Origin of the sequence: Marinimicrobium sp. ARAG 43.8, assembly GCF_050113635.1 — a bacterium.
Taxonomy (GTDB): Bacteria; Pseudomonadota; Gammaproteobacteria; order Pseudomonadales; family Cellvibrionaceae; genus Marinimicrobium.
In genome coordinates this window covers 327107-343944 of sequence record NZ_JBNJLT010000002.1, presented here as the reverse complement: position 1 = coordinate 343944, position 16838 = coordinate 327107, and the positions used below count along the sequence as shown (strand labels likewise).

General features: G+C 54.6%; 14 protein-coding genes and 1 CRISPR repeat array. All 14 genes read right to left on the bottom strand.

The features are described 5' to 3' along the window. Positions 1 to 55: 55 nt before the first annotated feature. The gene (locus ACQCLF_RS06795) at positions 56 to 2440 is read right to left on the bottom strand and encodes a TonB-dependent receptor domain-containing protein (protein ID WP_426985559.1); all 2385 of its coding nucleotides are present in this window, start codon (positions 2438 to 2440) and stop codon (positions 56 to 58) included. Positions 2441 to 2670: 230 nt separating this feature from the next. Then, on the bottom strand, positions 2671 to 2940 hold the full coding sequence (cas2, locus tag ACQCLF_RS06790; RefSeq protein ID WP_426985557.1) for a CRISPR-associated endonuclease Cas2: 270 nt from the start codon (positions 2938 to 2940) through the stop codon (positions 2671 to 2673). 1 nt (position 2941) lies between these two features. Further along, positions 2942 to 3697 carry a hypothetical protein gene (locus tag ACQCLF_RS06785; protein ID WP_426985555.1) on the bottom strand — a complete coding sequence of 252 codons (756 nt, stop codon included), beginning with the start codon at positions 3695 to 3697 and terminating at the stop codon, positions 2942 to 2944. Then, complete coding sequence (cas1, locus tag ACQCLF_RS06780; RefSeq protein WP_426985553.1) at positions 3694 to 4686, bottom strand: CRISPR-associated endonuclease Cas1; 993 nt, start codon at positions 4684 to 4686, stop codon at positions 3694 to 3696. The genes ACQCLF_RS06785 and cas1 overlap by 4 nt, the downstream gene beginning before the upstream one ends. Before the next feature lie 31 nt (positions 4687 to 4717). Continuing rightward, positions 4718 to 4999, bottom strand: coding sequence for a CRISPR-associated endonuclease Cas2 (cas2, locus tag ACQCLF_RS06775; RefSeq protein ID WP_426985551.1), 282 nt, complete (start codon positions 4997 to 4999; stop codon positions 4718 to 4720). 5 nt (positions 5000 to 5004) lie between these two features. Next, positions 5005 to 5337: a CRISPR-associated protein Csx16 gene (gene csx16 / locus ACQCLF_RS06770; protein WP_426985549.1), complete on the bottom strand. Its 333-nt coding sequence runs from the start codon at positions 5335 to 5337 to the stop codon at positions 5005 to 5007. Further along, positions 5334 to 5711 carry a hypothetical protein gene (locus ACQCLF_RS06765; protein WP_426985547.1) on the bottom strand — a complete coding sequence of 126 codons (378 nt, stop codon included), beginning with the start codon at positions 5709 to 5711 and terminating at the stop codon, positions 5334 to 5336. The genes csx16 and ACQCLF_RS06765 overlap by 4 nt, the downstream gene beginning before the upstream one ends. Positions 5712 to 5805: 94 nt before the next feature. Further along, a CRISPR array of direct repeats spans positions 5806 to 7781; the repeat unit is 36 nt; unit sequence GTCTTAATCCCCTTTAGACGGGGCAATGATTCAGCC. A 106-nt stretch (positions 7782 to 7887) separates the two neighbouring features. Further along, complete coding sequence (gene cas6 / locus ACQCLF_RS06760; RefSeq protein ID WP_426985545.1) at positions 7888 to 8718, bottom strand: CRISPR system precrRNA processing endoribonuclease RAMP protein Cas6; 831 nt, start codon at positions 8716 to 8718, stop codon at positions 7888 to 7890. A gap of 155 nt (positions 8719 to 8873) precedes the next feature. Beyond that, positions 8874 to 10061 carry a Card1-like endonuclease domain-containing protein gene (locus ACQCLF_RS06755; RefSeq protein WP_426985543.1) on the bottom strand — a complete coding sequence of 396 codons (1188 nt, stop codon included), beginning with the start codon at positions 10059 to 10061 and terminating at the stop codon, positions 8874 to 8876. 34 nt (positions 10062 to 10095) lie between these two features. Then, positions 10096 to 11214: a type III-B CRISPR module RAMP protein Cmr6 gene (gene cmr6, locus ACQCLF_RS06750; protein WP_426985541.1), complete on the bottom strand. Its 1119-nt coding sequence runs from the start codon at positions 11212 to 11214 to the stop codon at positions 10096 to 10098. Then, positions 11214 to 11585: a type III-B CRISPR module-associated protein Cmr5 gene (gene cmr5 / locus ACQCLF_RS06745; protein WP_426985539.1), complete on the bottom strand. Its 372-nt coding sequence runs from the start codon at positions 11583 to 11585 to the stop codon at positions 11214 to 11216. Before cmr5 ends, cmr6 begins: the two co-directional genes overlap by 1 nt. A 2-nt stretch (positions 11586 to 11587) precedes the next feature. Then, complete coding sequence (cmr4, locus tag ACQCLF_RS06740) at positions 11588 to 12487, bottom strand: type III-B CRISPR module RAMP protein Cmr4 (RefSeq protein WP_426985537.1); 900 nt, start codon at positions 12485 to 12487, stop codon at positions 11588 to 11590. Between the two features lie 137 nt (positions 12488 to 12624). After that, entirely contained in the window at positions 12625 to 13764 is a 1140-nt protein-coding gene (locus ACQCLF_RS06735; RefSeq protein WP_426985535.1) for a type III-B CRISPR module-associated Cmr3 family protein, read from the bottom strand. Then, positions 13761 to 16838 (bottom strand): type III-B CRISPR-associated protein Cas10/Cmr2, encoded by a 3078-nt coding sequence (gene cas10 / locus ACQCLF_RS06730; RefSeq protein WP_426985533.1) that lies wholly within the window; start codon positions 16836 to 16838, stop codon positions 13761 to 13763. Before cas10 ends, ACQCLF_RS06735 begins: the two co-directional genes overlap by 4 nt.

Below are 16838 nucleotides of genomic sequence, written 5' to 3'. Positions count from 1 at the left end.
AAAACTCACGGTACCGGCGGCACCGTGAGTTTTTTATTGCTGTGTCGAAACCTGTTTAGAACGACACGTTGACACTGACCCAGAAATTGCGGGCTTTGTCCTTGACGTTGTAGTCATCGGTGAATATCACTTCACTGACCGCGCCACGGCCCGTAGCGTATTCATAAACGCCGTTATTGTTCAAGTCGATGTATTCGGTCGTGTAAGAGGTGAAGTCTTCATCCAATAAGTTATTGATGCGACCGGTCACGCTGACGTTTTCCGTAATTTGATAGCGTGCCCCTAGATTAAGCACTTCGTAATTCTTGTAATACTGGGGCTTGTCCAGTGTGCTGTCCCAACCGCGGTAACGGTCCGAGCGCAATTCCGCCTGCAAAAACACGCTCAAGTCGCTGGTCGGGTCCCAGTTAAGAGTGGCATTTGCCATGTGCTCTGCCGTATATGTTAGTGGCTGGCCTTCCTGAGCCCCGCTTTTCTGCTCACTGTCTGTCCAGGTGTAGTTGGCATTCAGTGACCAGTTGGTGGAGAACTGGACCCGTCCGGCCACTTCTACACCCTGGATGTCCACCCGGTCAATATTGATTTTCTGGCTGTACGTTGTGTATCCCAGGTCATCATAGGCGCCGAGGTTCACGCAGGGACGTACTCCACCGGTGACTTCACAGCTATAGACCGTGTCTCCGCTGGCAATCTTGTCTTTGAATTCGGTGTTGAAGTAGGTGATGTTGAAGTTGTGTCCGCGTGCGCTCCAGTACAACGCCACTTCACTGTTGACGCTGGTCTCCGGCTCCAGCTCGGGGTTGCCCGCAAAAGGCGATGTACCCTGACCACCGAAACCGGTGATGCCATCATAGAGATCGGTCGTTTGCGGTGTCTTGTAGCCAGTGCTCACGCCACCCTTCACAGTCCATTGCTCGCTCAGGGTATAAACGCCGTACAGGCGCGGGGACACCTGGTTGCCGAAAGTATCGTGGTCATCGTATCGGACCCCGGCGGTCAAGGTGAACGGGTCCACTGGGGTCCAGTTGTCTTCTACAAACAGCGAATACATTTTTTGTTCCTGGATACCGTCGGTACGGTTATCCTCCATGCCGAATACACCATCCTCCAGTTCGCCGTCGATCACCTGACCACCGATCACCAGCAGGTGCTCCCCGGCAAAGTCCTTGACCGGGATATCCAGGCGGGCATCCAGCGTATATTGGCTGCTCTCCAGCGGGCGCTTGGGACGGGGCAGGAACGTCGCCTCCGCCAGCTCTTGGCGCTCCTCTTCATCCAGCCCCGCATAGTCGCCGGTGCCATCGTACATTTCCTGCAGCCGTTGCCGTTCGCTGACGGTCAGTGGCAGTGTGCGGCCGTCGTTGCTGGTGTCTACATAAGCCAATGAGACAAAGCTGTCGGCAAAGCCCCACTCGCCCTCGTGGCTCAGTGACCACCAGTCACGGTTAAACTCCTGGTCGGCGGCATAGCCGGCGCGGGGCATGACTTGCCCGGTGTCTCCATCGGCTTGCCAGATGGAGTCGATATTATCCTTGGTGCCGAGCGGGTAGGTAATCTCGTCACTGTTGATATCGTAGGACGGTGTGTTGTCATACTCCTGGTTGGAGGAGTCGTAGTCGAAACGGATAGTGTGTTTCTGGCTGGGGGTATACACCAGTGACAGCCCGTACTGCTGGTTGGTGTTGTCCACCGTCTTGCCGCCACCGCCAAAGCCGAGCGAGCGGTAGTGCACATCGCCATTGGGGTCTACAGCGGGTTCGAACTCTGGAGAGGAGGCCAGCTGTTCATACACACTACCGCGCAGGGCCAGATTCAATGTGTTGGGAATCAGTGGTCCCATCACGGAGAAGTCCGTCGTAATGTCATCACCGAACTGGTCATCCCCTTGCAGGCTGCGCCCGAAGCTGATGGAACCCATCCACCGGTCAGTGGTTTTCTTGGTGATGACATTGATCACACCGCCCAGAGCGTCGGCACCGTACAGGGTGGATGCCGGCCCGCGAATAACCTCGATACGTTCAATGGCATCCAGTGGTGGCATATGGCCAAACGCATTGCCACCGAAATTGTTCGGGTAGATATCACCGTGGTTGTTCTGCCGACGTCCATCGATCAACAGCAGCGTGTATTCCCCCGTGAGCCCGCGCATGCTGATGCTGCCCTGGCCGCTTTTGTCCCGGGTAGTGCCGATATCAATGCCTTCCTGGTACTTCACCGCATCCAGAAGAGAAGTGAAGGGGCGGGTGCGAATTTCGGTATCGGTAATCACCGAAATACTGGCTGGAGCGGAGGTAATTTTCTGCTCAAAGCCGGTTGCCGTGACCACGATGGTTTCCATTTCGGAAGGATCTGCCTGCCCGGCAGACTGTGCCAGAGTTGCCTGGCTGGCCGCTGTGGCGAGCCCCAGCGCCACTAGAGAAGCGGGAAGTGTGCATTTCATCGGTACTGTCTCCTGATTGTTGTAAGTCCGTAGGCAAAAGCTTAAGGAGACCGCATTCTACACACTAAAATGAGAATTTAGAAGCATTTGATAATTGTTTTCATTTGAGAGCTTAAAATGGCTGCCTTGGGGTTGTGAGGGGTGTTGAGGGCGTCTTGATTTCTCTGTTGAGATTAAAAATCCATATAAAACAATGGGTTGAAAGAATTTTGGGTGAGATGTGGGTAGAATTATTCGAATAGCTCGATGCCTTCCGGTAACCAAGAACAGCCCTTGTGGAGTGCACCTGATAAGGGCTTTATGGCATAAATACGGATGTCGTCATGTCCCTCGTCGATGACTTCCCGCAAGTCATCCATCAGTGCCTCTACCGACTGCCTGGTGCCTTGCAGGTAATAAACGGAAAACTGGATAAACAGAGCATGTTTTATAACCCGCCTGTGCACTCTCCCCAGCCTTCTGGGGTTAGCAATATCGTAGCAGACGAGGTAGTGAGCCATGTTAAACCAGCGACTCCAGAATGTTGGTCAGTTGAACAAGCATTCGCCGTATGGAAAACTCAAGTGACCTTGCTTGCTGCTGATAAAATTCCATCATGCTCTGTGCGGATACCCTGAGCTTTCTTTTCTGTTGTAGACGTCCGGCTAGAGCGTGTAGCAGCCAAAGGTCGCAAATGGGCTTGATATCCGCTAAGAGCTTCTGGCGACCTCGTTGCTGGGAAAAGCCAAACTCATCAATAGTGTGCTCGAGGTGAAAACATAACAGCCCGTTCAGCCACTCTAACGCATCTTTTAATCTTTCCCTTCCAAGCTGTTGGCGGCAATAACCGCGAAGTGTTTCTTCTAACAGTTTTTTCCGTGACGGGCAGTTTCCAGCATTGACTCCTAACTGAGACATGACATACAGCCGCTGGTTTAGTGCCCATTCATCGTATAGTTGACTCATTTGAGGATCAAACTCCACATGCTCAAACCAGTGATCCATCAGACTGGGTGCCCCTGAAGCCGGATGCAGTCGACACCGCAGTCGACCATTAAAGTGGAAGAACGCCACGGGCACTTGTTGTTCGGCACAGAATAGCAGGGCATCCATGCCTTTGCCCGGTGTGCCGAGTATGTGGATGCGGAGCAGTCGGCGTAAAGGGAACAGAACGGGGCTGTGCCTTTGCATGATTACTTTAAGGGCCGGGCCGTCCATTGCTATGAGACACAACTTTCGGCTGTCGATAACCAACGAGGTCAATGCAACATCGTTCATGTTATAGCTCCGGGTACGCGCTCAGTTACTGATAACTGAAGGGTGTCGTTCTGAAGCCGGGTTAACCAATGGCGTGCCGTGCGGCGGAGCATCTTCCTCCACAGGCGAGCCTGGTATTCATAGTTTTGGTAATACTCCTTACGCCCCGCTTTGCCCAGAATACAAGGCTTGTCCGGGGCTGATGAAAGAGAGAAGTGGTCCAGGCGTAAAGTCTCCCTGGCAAACAAGCGCCATATCCAGTACTCGATGATTGGCCGATACATTTCCAGTAAATCGCAGGCTAACGACTCACGGCCAAAACTGGGCAGATGATACACTCCCAATTGTGGGTCAAAACCAATGGATACAAGCACGCGAATGGCTTCGGCATGCATCAATGTATAGGTGAGTGACAGTATCACATTTACCGGGTCTCGCGGTGGCCGACGGTTGCGTCCAGTGAACTCCAGGCGTGGTGCAAAAAGGCACTGGAAGGCTTCAAAATACATTGCGGCACCAGCCCCTTCGATACCTCGCAGCGAGCTTGTGTTAGCCACGTTCCCCAGCCGAGGCTCCAGGCTGGCCAGACGTTCAATACCCTTGGACAAAGTGCGGCGCTGATCCGGGCGACGCCGCAGTGCACGTTGCAGCATGGCTCGCTGGCCACGCAACTTCTGTTTCACCAGCGCAATGGAATAGCACAACGAGAGAGAGTCACTGCTAATAGCACGATACTGCATCAGCCGTCGTTCGGCGGCGTTGTGCAGTAAGCCGTAGGCAATGCTGGTGGCTTCCTCTTTACGCGGGTTCAGGAATACCGCGGTGATCCCCTCCTGGGTCAGTCGGGAAAGCAGGGTGGAAGAAAACTGCACTGAAGCACTGATAACCAGAAATTCCAGCAGGTTCAATGGTGTAGAAAAAGGCCTTTGGGGGCCGGGCACTCGTACCTGTAACCGGCTCCCTTGAATCTCCAGCTCGGAACCTTTGCGATCTATATACAGCGTTTCCATTGAAAACCTCCCATGCATTGCCTTAACTGTATTACCCTAGGTAGGTATAGAGTTCGTCAGCGGGTTTTACCGCAATACCCATTGTGGATACGCTGTCCCGGTCGGTCAGGCGAATCACCAATAGGGCGTCCTCGTCGGTATCCATGCACTCCTCTACTCGCGTTGTCAACTCATCATGTTCAGCCTGTGTCAGGTAACACTCAAACGCAGACTTCTGGCCTCCGCAGGCGAAGTCTTTAAGTACGCGGTGGACCAGGCGCAAACGTTTCGGATTACGGACATCATAGGCGACAAGATAAAGTAGCCGTGTCATCACTTTTACTCCAGCTCACAGGCGCGTTCTAAAATCCATTCGTCCGGGCATGGTGCATACGCAAAATACTCCACCAATACTGTATCCAACTCGGACAGCTGTTTGGCCGATAACTCCTGGCCACGAAGGTGTGGTGGAGGACTTACTTCCAGATGTAGATAGCGGACGCCACGCTTGCATAGGGTGGCCACCAGGTTCACCGGTAAAGTGCCAATTACGGTATCTCCATGTGAAATAGAGCTAATGTCTGACAAATGTGAAATATGCACTGCTGGTTCTGCAACCTGCTGCTGCAACCACTCCAGTGCACCTGAGTGGCGAGTAATGAAGTAAATCATTTTACCTCCTGGGTGCGCTGAGCCATTTCTTCTGCCATAGTCCACCCAGCGGCTTCTACCAGCCCAATACTCACGGCCGGAGAAACCAGCTGTCCAAGCCACGGAATTATTTTGGATAATTCCTTGCTGATCACTTTGACCGGCTGCTTAAGTGTGGTGTTTTTGATAGCAGAAAACGCCAGGGCTCGAGCAGCTTCCTTAGAGAGATCGGCACCAAACACCGTGGCCAACCCAACCGCCATACTGGTGAGTGCTAAAGTGTCTGCCGCTAATCCCGTGCCTGGTACTGGAGAGATATTACCTGCTCCAGCAGCCAGTGCAGAGGAGTGGATGATGGTGTGACACTTCTGTTTCTGGGTGGAGGTCATATTCATAACGATTTCGGTGCTTTCTGATAACGATGAGAGAATTCTAGCTTCGTATTGACGCATATGAGTATTTGGCAAGCTTGCGAAAATCGCAGATAACAGATTGATCCCCTTTAGGCGGGGCAATGATTCAGCCCTCTACGAATACACGCAGGAAGAGATTCTGAAAGGTCTTAATCCCCTTTAGGCGGGGCAATGATTCAGCCGCGGGACGCGGTAGAGGAACTGGGTAAAGCGGTCTTAATCCCCTTTAGGCGGGGCAATGATTCAGCCCTACGCTGAAGATGAAGACGGTGAACGCTACAAGGTCTTAATCCCCTTTAGACGGGGCAATGATTCAGCCGAGTTTTGGGAGGGAAAGGACGTAGATATTGAGTCTTAATCCCCTTTAGACGGGGCAATGATTCAGCCGCCACCCACAGCTGGGAAAGCCTGGCGGCCCTACAGTCTTAATCCCCTTTAGACGGGGCAATGATTCAGCCCTGACGAGATCGTCAAGGGGGTGTGACGTGTCCGTCTTAATCCCCTTTAGACGGGGCAATGATTCAGCCACGGAAAAGGCAACGCCATGTCCAGATACTCCAAGTCTTAATCCCCTTTAGACGGGGCAATGATTCAGCCCTAGTCCGAACTGTAAAGTAATGGCAGTCCGTTGTCTTAATCCCCTTTAGACGGGGCAATGATTCAGCCTATCGACTGGCGGCGGCTAGACGCGCAATCGGGGTCTTAATCCCCTTTAGACGGGGCAATGATTCAGCCCGCTCGGCGGATTGATGAAAAAAACATGGTTGGGGTGTCTTAATCCCCTTTAGACGGGGCAATGATTCAGCCTCATGATAGACACACAATGTACGAAAATCAGAGTCTTAATCCCCTTTAGACGGGGCAATGATTCAGCCGGCTGAAGCTGGACATTATGGGTTTTACACGGATGTCTTAATCCCCTTTAGACGGGGCAATGATTCAGCCCACTTTGGAACTGGCGGCCAACGCTTTTGGCAAAGTCTTAATCCCCTTTAGACGGGGCAATGATTCAGCCCACGGTTACCGCTGCTTTGGTTCTCCCTTCCTGTCTTAATCCCCTTTAGACGGGGCAATGATTCAGCCCCCTGTAGAAGAAGCCAAACCCTTTGACGTGGGGTCTTAATCCCCTTTAGACGGGGCAATGATTCAGCCTTATACATACAGGATAAGGCAACCTACCCAAGTCTTAATCCCCTTTAGACGGGGCAATGATTCAGCCGGCCGGGTGTCGCGGGATGCGATTATAAGTAATCGTCTTAATCCCCTTTAGACGGGGCAATGATTCAGCCGCATAATTGCGTGACATAAAAGCTTGATATTGTGGTCTTAATCCCCTTTAGACGGGGCAATGATTCAGCCCTGATTCCCGCGCCTACTGGACTAAACGTACAATGTCTTAATCCCCTTTAGACGGGGCAATGATTCAGCCCCGTGAGCTGTACTGTAATTGCGTCGATGAGGGGTCTTAATCCCCTTTAGACGGGGCAATGATTCAGCCAATCGAACGCCTCCGCATGAAGCGCGCAGACGAGTCTTAATCCCCTTTAGACGGGGCAATGATTCAGCCTAAGTGTGGATGGGCATTGCCGGGAGTACAAGGCGTCTTAATCCCCTTTAGACGGGGCAATGATTCAGCCATTGATAGGCTTCGAGAAGAGCGCGACGAGCTGTCTTAATCCCCTTTAGACGGGGCAATGATTCAGCCCGCTATATCGGAGTCCATGTCTCAGATTCGATCGTCTTAATCCCCTTTAGACGGGGCAATGATTCAGCCCTCCGGGTCAGCAGCAAGTCCTCGAAGCGATTGGTCTTAATCCCCTTTAGACGGGGCAATGATTCAGCCATATGGAAATCGATGGTTTTTCCGATCAGTTTATTGGTCTTAATCCCCTTTAGACGGGGCAATGATTCAGCCCTTTCAATGAAGAGAAGGGCGTATTTTCCAAAATGTCTTAATCCCCTTTAGACGGGGCAATGATTCAGCCCACAAAGATGGCGATAAACACAATAACGACCGTCTTAATCCCCTTTAGACGGGGCAATGATTCAGCCTGCTCTCAGAAATACTTCCTTTATAATCAATAGGTTGACCAGTGGGTTCAAGAAAAAAATCATTGTCAGAAAGTTGCTTTTATTCAAACGGGCGCGACTCTCCATTTTAGGCCTGCCGCTTATCAAAGTATTCAAGCTCGCTTGAAGGTATCATAACGTAGTGCCCCAACCCAAAAGTGGCTTCTTTGCCGATATGCAGCCACTGACCCAGGTAGATCAGGTGCAACAATGCGGGTGGCACATGGAGTAATTGCCAGTGACCGATTAGCCCACCTAACGTCATTTTCTGTTTTTGCCTGGAGGAATAGCGTTGCCAGTCGCTCCAGGTCAGTTCGCGTTCGCCTTCTTGCACCTGATCGGCCAATGTATTGAGCTGGTGGATGTCGGCCAGGGTGTAGGCATCCGGTTGTTGGGTGCAAACATGAAAGCTGACTCGTCGAATCAGGTTTCGCAGGAATAAACCGGGGGTGAGGTCTTTGGCGCTAACAAGCCTTCCTTTCTGTTGAAGGCGTAAAGGAGTTTTCAGGTGCAACTGTATGTCCATTGGTAATGTAAGCCGCGGTACAGACAACTCGGTATTGTGGCGTTGCAGTTGTGGCTTCTCGGTGCTGTAAAGTATGTCTGCCGATCCGTTTGCCTGACACTGTTCAACTCTTGTCAGTTTGGCTGTACCACTCAAAGGGCCGACCCCATAAGAAAAAGCTCTTTCCCAGGAAGCAATAATCAATGGTAACTGTTGAATAGCAATGGGCGTCATTAGTACCATGTCGAAGCGATAATGTTCGCCGGGCTGATAACAGCGGCTTTGAGGGGAGGGCCGGGCGGCGTCATCAAAAGGAGTTTCAATGGAATAAGGGGCCAATGCCGGTGGCTGTCCAGAAGCACGGGGTGTGACTTGAGGTTCAAAGATTGCCGGATAGGGGCAGGTGTCTATCATGGCACACCCCCGGCAGTCGTTAGCGCGGGTAAGACAAGCCTGCTGTTTGAGTGCGCGCCCGAAAACACCGCGTAAGGTGGAGCTGGCGTAAGGAGGCAGGCGTAACGGTGTTGTGACCTGCCAGTGAAATCGGTAGCGGGCCAGATGCAAACTCTTCATCCTTTTGCGCTCCATTGTCCGTTTTCTTTCCACTCACGTATCGCGGCACCTAGCCCTTTTAACTCTTGGCCCTCAACCGTATGAATATCTGTGGCGGATGCCCTGGCCTTGGTATTCACTTTACGACCTTCTTTGGTTTCATGCTCCAAGGGTTGAGCCGATACCAGCACACGGGTGGCCTGGCTGCCACCGGCATGCTGACCAATACTGTCAAGCTGGTAAATGATACTGCTGTCCTTGCGAGCATCTTTACCCATCCACCCTGACTTGCATTCGATCAACAGCAGACGGTTGCAATGCACGATAAAGGCATCGACCTCGTTGTCCTGGCCCTGCTTGCGATGTGCCAGGTCACCAAACTTAAGTCCAGCTTGCACATGGTCAACCTGCTGATCCTTGGCGGCATGCCAGACGTATTCCTCCAACCAACCGCCAGTCAGATAACGTGCAGCATCGGCATTCACCAGGTTATAACGTCCGTCGCCCTGACCACTGAGTACACCGTGTTCTTCAAGACGCTGCAATGCCTGACGCCATTGGGAGCCAATATTGTTCAGGGCCAGAGACTGCCTTTCGCCGCCGTCGCTGTCCAACTTGCGATTGAACTGTTGCACAAGACCAGCCAGCGCTTCGGCATGATTCCCGAGGTGACGGGTTGCCTCTTTGCGTGACTGGGCACGCTCGCACCATGCGTCCTGGTCGGATTCAGCACGGCGCTTGATCTTTCCCAGCGCGTGCAGGTACAGCTCGGGAGTGAGCTGTGACTCCAGTGCAATGCTGCCCACCTCTGGCGTTAATTCCTCCATATATCCCACGCGCGTGTCACTGTAGATCACTCGATCTTTTTTACTGTCCAGCACATCCCAGATGGCCAGTGCCATCTGCTTGGTGCCACCGGTGGCATTCCAGGTCAGGCGGCTATCGGGGAACTGGTTTTGCAGTTCCTCCAGTCGCTCCAAGACATACATTCTGATGTCATCGAACGGATGGGCGGGCAGGCCGGGCCTGATGTGGATATGGGCCTGGCTAAAGCCCGCTTTCTCCAATGTGCGGGCAAAGGCACTGGCATCTTCCTTTTTATCGTCGGTATGCATCAGCACCATCTCATCGGGCCGCTCTTGCAGCAGCGGGATGAGGTTGGCCAGCGGCTGGCCGGTGATAATGCACAGGTGCAGGTTTGTCATACTGTATCCTCAGTCAGAATGCTTACTATTACGCTTATTCAGCGTCGTTGATTGAAGTGATGACAAATTGATTTCCCTGCACTTCTACCTCTACACTCACCAACACCTTTTTGCGTTTCTTTAATCGTTTTTTTGCCGCATCGGACAGTGCTGCGTAATAGTTCCCCCGAGCAATCCGGCCATCACCATCAACCACTCTAACCTCACCGGAACCTGGATTGACATCACGCACTTCGGCAGCCTTCCAAAGTTCACTACCCATGGCAATCCCAGCCTCTTTCAGGCTTTCTTTCCGAGCATCTTCTTGCTTCTGGCGCAATATTTTCTGATTCACCATCGCGCCATAACCCACGGCCGTTTTGGCACCAAAACCGAGCCAGTTGAAGGCGTGTTCAAAGGCGGCATGCAGCAACGTTTGCCACTGGTTGTTGTTCAGTAAATCCGGGGCACTATTCTTCAGCAGAGTCAAGTTGCACTGTAAATAAAAGGTAAAACCGGAGCCGGGCGGTACAGTAAGGAAGCTGATGGGGATGGGCTGGCCGGAGTCGTGCGGGGTTTTGCCATCTTGGTAATAGTGCTTTTGGTGCGGTGTCGTGATTTCCACAGTGAGGCTGTTGTCGCCCTTTATCTGTGGGATCACATCCCAGAAGGTGAGTGCACCGCGCAGGTGATCGCTGTCTCCGTCCTTACTTTCCAGCCCGAACAGGGCGGTGATAGTGGCGTCATTCCAACCGTGGTTCTCGCCCCATTCACCGGATGCCAGCTCTCGCGCCGCCTGACGCAATACACCTTTTACGCCGCTGCCAGGCAAATAAGGCAGGCCGTAGGGGTTGAGAAAGGCAAAGCCGTTTTCGGTGGGGTGTTCGTTGCCGAGGCCGGTGGTGAAGGGAGCGGTGGCCAGGGCGTCCAGCTGTAAGCCACGGGTGGTATCTGCAACGACGTTGAAAGTGGCCTGTTGGCGCTCTGCCAATGCAGACATCGTTTTCTTGTCGTTATCGTTCAGTTTGCCTGCCCGTTTCAACGATTCGACGCTGCTTGTCTCCTTGCCAAAACGGTTATTCCACACTTGCAGGTACATACCAAAACGTAAGCCCGGCGAGGCGGTATTGAAGTCAGTTCCAAGATAGTCAGGTACGGCAGCAATAGTCACCATCACTCACCTCCTTTTTCAGGTTTGCGGGCGGCAGCCATCTGACGCAGCCATTTCAGCCAGGCCAGGGCTTCGGCGTTGATAAACTGGTAATCTTGAGGCTTGGCGCTCATCAGCACATTCATAAACTGCGCAAAGCCGGGATCGTCAGTTATCTTGTTATTGCTGATGCGTTTTACCAGCCAGGCCCGCAAATCAGTGGCCACCACTTCATGCTTTTTACCTTTCTCATGGGCAAAGGCCAGTACCTGCATCAGGCCGCTGTTCATAATCAGCGCGGGCAAGCCCTTGGCGATATTGACGTGTTCCCTGTCGTACTTTTCGCTCACCTGCCAGGCGTTTTCGGCACGCTGCTGTTCGAGTGTCTGAGTCATGATCAACCCTCCACCACGTTGGCCACCACCAGCCCGCGCCCGGTGGTGGCGTCGCCGCCGATTTGCAGCAGTCGGCTGTTGATCAGGGTTTTGATTTGCGACAGCACGGCTTCGGCTTCCAGATGGTTGTCCGGCTTGCCGGTGCGCGTCTGGCTGGCCATCAGCGGGGCGACGAGGATGGATTCCGGCGGCAGGTTTTCGGTGTAGAACAGCCCGCCGCTATCAGCAGTACCGGTTTCAGGATTGATGCGCACATGAGGCTCTACCAGCATGGCGTTTTTGGCGAAGTAGGCGAAATCCGTGTCGTGTAATACAACGAGGTCGGTTTTCAGCTTTTCGCGGAAGAAGGCGTATTCGTCGCTGCCGGGCAGAGCTTTGCTGGCCAAATCTTGTGCAATTCCCTCCAGTTCGCCAGCACTGCTTTTTGAATACTCGAAGGCTTCCAAATGCAGCTTGTCACCAGACAGTAATTTGTCATTGATAACCAGCGCCTGGTTTTCTTCCACAGCGGGTACTGTCCACTGCACTTTTGCACCCGTCAGGTTCAGCAGCCGCTGCGCCCGCGCCAGCGCTTGGGGGCAAGTGGCATACACATAACCCCCTTTCAGGCTACGAACCGGCAGCGCCACCAGCTGGGCATCACCAAAGCTGACCGCCCCGGCGTGCAGGTTGTCGCCGCTGTTGGAATCCGGGCCGAGCAGGCGGTCAATATCCGCTGGCTGCCCGCCCAGTGCCTCAAAGTTGTGCCGCACCGCGCCCTTGATGCCGGAACCGGCAAAGCTGGGGTGGCCGGTGTGTTTTTCCCGCTGAATGGGGTTGTCGATCACGTCGATGGCTTGGCCTGCGCCCATATGCACGGGGCTGATGGCATACAGGAATACGGTGGCTTGTTTCTGGAACATGATGCTTTCTCCTTATTGATGCGTATCGCTGGTTGCCAGCAGATTCAAGGCTTGCTCGGCTTTGGTGATATCGCGCTCGGCCAGGCGAGTCTGGTTGTCGGTACTGTAGATCAGCAGTTCACTCACGGTTGTCTTCTTTACTTCCATATTGCCAGTGCGATGCGGTTAAAGCCTTCGGATCGACGGCCTGCATCTTCGCACAGGTCCCCCCACAAACCCGTTTCCACAAGCTTGCGAAGTTGTTCCGGTGTGGCTTGCAGTTCATCCATCCAGTAAACACTGCCAGTGGGTGCAATGCGTTGGGCGGGTTTGGGTTTCTTGTTGGCTAAATCCCAGCCGGATAGCACCTCGGCGCGGGACACGGCGGCGCAGGCCAGCCTGCCGCTGATGCCGCCGGGCAAGGTGACACGGTTGTCGTTATTGCTGTGGCCATGGCTGCCGGGCAGTTGCCAGCCATCGGGGAACAGTCCGGGGCTGGTGAGCACGATGCGGCAGCGGCCCGCCTTGCTGATCGCCTGATAATCCGGCTCAGGAAGCTGAATATTGACCTTCTCAATACTGGCCGCACGACCATCGCCACCGAAGCGCAGCAGGCCGCTTTCCGATGGTGCAGCACCAGTGACGGCAGCAAGGAAACCAACACCTTCAGCCAGCGCCACCGCCTGAGCGGAAAACAGCTTGCCCTCTTCCACGCTGCGGGTGGCGGTGCTCATGCCAATGCCGACGCGGGCATCCAGTTTCCACAGCTCGCTGGAGGACACCAGATGCGTGGCATCGGGTGTCTTGCCCTGCAAATAGGCTTGCCAACCGGCCTGGGTCAGCCAGTGGCCGGATACCTGTTTGCTGCGGGTAGCGCCCTGGGCCAGCACCGGCAACAGGGGCAAGCTGAAAGACGATGGCAGATCAACCTGGGTGGGTTGCAAGCGGTTCACTTGCACATTGCCATCATCGTTCTTGCTGATCACCAGGTCGGTGGGCGGGGGCAGCAGGATTTCGGCTATGCCGTTTTGCCTGCGGGCGAGATAAAAGCCTGCCAGGGTGAAGCTGCCGGGTTTGTCTGGCGTGCCCAGCGTGGGATGAGGTTTTTCATTTCTGGAAAACGCGGCCAGATCGACACCATCGTCCACCAGCATCCGTGAGCGAATGGCACCCGCCGCTACCGACGGCCAGGGTGGGATCAGGCTTTCACCGAAACTGCCGGGGTCGCCAAACAGTTTGTTGCCTCGCAGGAACAGCACATCCAGCGGTTCGATAAAACGGTAATTCACGGTGCTCATGCGTCACCCTCCTGAGTGCTGTCGGTGCGGGTTTCACGGGCGAGAAATTCGGCCACGCAGAGGAAGTTGCGCAGTTTTTCGATGCGTTTTTCCGCAGGCCAGCTCTGCGCGAGGGTAATCAACCGTTCGGCTAATTCCGGCGTTTGCTGTTTGGCCTCGCCCTGTGCCTGCCGGTCGAGCTGATAGGCTAGCAGGCTGTGGGCCATACCCTTTTCGTTTGCTGAAGCGTCGAACGCATTGTCAGGAAGCTCACTTTCATTGAGCCATTGCAGGGTGTGATATACGGCACGGCGCGATACGCCATCCTGTGTCAGGAAATCCCGCAGCTTGTTGAGCAAGGCCACCGGCTCGCCCCATTTTTCGGTGAGATAAAGCGCGCCACCCGAGCGCTTGACGATGGTGATGGAAAAAGCATCGCGGCCCCCTTCATTTTTGGCCCGCTGCTCGGCAGCGCGCAGTTCGCGCATCACGGCGGAGAGTGGGGCTTGATGGTGAGCGATGATGGCACCGCAGGAGGCGGTGGCGTTCTGCCCCATCATGCGCATCAAACGGCCCTTGAGCCAGGCAAAGCCGCCCTTGCACACCAGAGTATTGCGCTTGCGCAGCTCACCCCAATCCACCGGCTCGTCCTCCGGCACGGTGCCGCTGTAGGCGTGGCGCAGGCGCTGCATGGCGGGCAGTAAGTCCACCACCGGCAGCATGGCCTGCACATCGTCGCCCCCGGCGTAGATCAGCCGCCCCAGGTGTTCTTCTTCCACCACATGACGCACCACGGTTTGCGAAAAATCATTCAGCGCCCCGGAAATCGCCAGGTGGCGGTTGGGGCTGATGGCGCGTTTCTGCCCGCCGTAGGCTTTAAGGTCAGCCTGTTTTTCCGCCCGCTGGGCAAAGCCCTTTTGTACCTCGGGGTGAAAGCTTTGCTGGTAGGAAATCACCGTTTGGGTGTTTTCGTCACCGGACAGAATCGCCCCCATTTTGTCGCCATCCATCATCAGCAGGCTGTAGTAGGTTTCGGCTTTTTGTCCCAGTATATCCCTGATGCCGCGTTGAGCCTGCTCCAGTGCCTTACCGTCATCGTCTTCATCCCGTGCCGACTCCAGCCAGCCGGGGATACGGGCGATCAGCGCCGCTTGTTCCGATGAATGGATCTTCTTTGCCAATTTACGTGGCAGAGCGACACGGGGCTGGTTTTGCAGGGTGTCTTTCAGTTCGTCACTGAGGCTGATGTCCAGCTTGTTTGCCAACTGGTGGGCCAGCGCCATGGTGTGGGTGGAGACCACAAAGCGGTCGATTTGCGCTAAGGAGCCATCATCCTTTGCGGCCAACGCTTTACCCACCTCTTCCTTAAATAGCGTTGGCCACAGGCGTTTAATGGCAGGCAAGGCACTCAGGTGTTCGTCCTTTTTAGCCCACGAGAGTTTCTTGTCGGCAATGGCTGTCCACAGGGTGCCCTGTTTTTGCCGATAATGCTGGTTCCAGTGAAGTTGTTCGCGGTCAGTGGTCAGCCATTCTGCTTCACCAGTCAGCGAGCAGCGCCAGCCTTTCTGTTGCATTTGCGCAAAGGTGCGCGACGCCTTGGCGGCGGCCAGTACCCGTTCGGCCAGATCGAACACGGCTGGGTACAGTACGCCGGGGTTGGGAGCGAAGAAGACTTTTTTCCTGCCGTCGTCATCCAGCAGCTCCCGCTTTTTTTGCAGCACTTTCCAGGCGGGGGTATTCAGAAAACCGGGTTCGCCTTCACCCTCAAAAAATGGCTTCATGGATTCAGATAGTTGCGTTATATCCAGATCACATTGCTTTTTCTTATCGCGGCAGTGAATCACTGAGAAAGGCACGGCGGCCCAGTGGACTTCCGGGAAGCCAGCAAGCTGTTCTTTCATCTGCGCAAAGGGGGTGGTGATATTTTCCTGCTCGCCACTGTAACCTGCTTCGCTCAGCAACCGGATGACCACCTCTTCACCTTTTCCTTGCAGCCACTTGCGTACATTCTTTTCCGCTGTTTCAGCAATGGCTTTGGCCTGGCTAGCGGGTACCACCGCAACAAAGCGGTTGGGAAAGGCGGCGGAGAACAACGGGTTGCTGTCGGTGCCGCCCTTCATCCAGTCACAATCCTTGAACAGTTCGTCCGGCAGTTGCATCTGGTCACGCAGCCACAAATCCACCTGTGGAATACCCCGCAGGCGCGGGAATAGAATGGCATCCGGCCCCAGTCGCTCGCACACCGGGCGCATGGCCTCCCAGCTCAAACGCGACAGCAAGTGCGAACCGGCCCACAGGTCATCGGTTTTACGCGCAGCGGCAATAAAGGGCTGCACAGGGCCGATGGCAAGGCTGAGCAGCGCCACCTCGCCATCTGGGTCGGCGGCGAAGGCACCGGCAAAGGCGGAGGTGAGGTCCAGGTGATCCCAGATGCTGTGGTCGGGAATGCGGGTATCCGATGGTAATACTTCCCACAGCTTACCGAGCTTGTCATTGTCTTCAGTATCCGCATCGGTCACACCCAGTTCCGGACCAAAGCGCCAAAAAGTGAGTAGCAGTTTGCGCCAGTCCTGTTGATCGTCCTTGCCGACCCCGAGCTTCAGCATCAGCTCGGAAAAATGATCGAAGCTGCGAGTTTTTACCGCCTCAATGGCGGTTGCGCTCAAGCCGCCGGATTTTCCCAGATCGAACTGCTCGCCGGTAAGTGGGTGAATCAGCACAGGCTCCTTGGCCCAGTGTGCCTGTGCCCAGTTGACAATTCGCATCACGCCTTGCTTATCAGGCCACTCCTCCACGGGCCATTGCGGACGATCCGCCGCTGCCGCCCACCAGTCGGCGCGTTGTACATGCCGATACATGTCTGCCGGAATGCCTTTCTTGAATAGGGTATGGGTCAGCGCTTCGTCGTTGTCGCTATCTACACTGTCAGCGTTGATTTCATGGAAACCCAACAGGCGCGTCAGGGCACGACTGGTGCCGCCTTCATGTCCTGCCGGGTCGCGCAGCAGTACCAGCGCTTTTTCTGCTGGGTCGTGGATGCGAGCGGCGAGTTTGGTTTGCCAGAGATTATTGCTCTTTTCGTTCGGGTTGCTCAT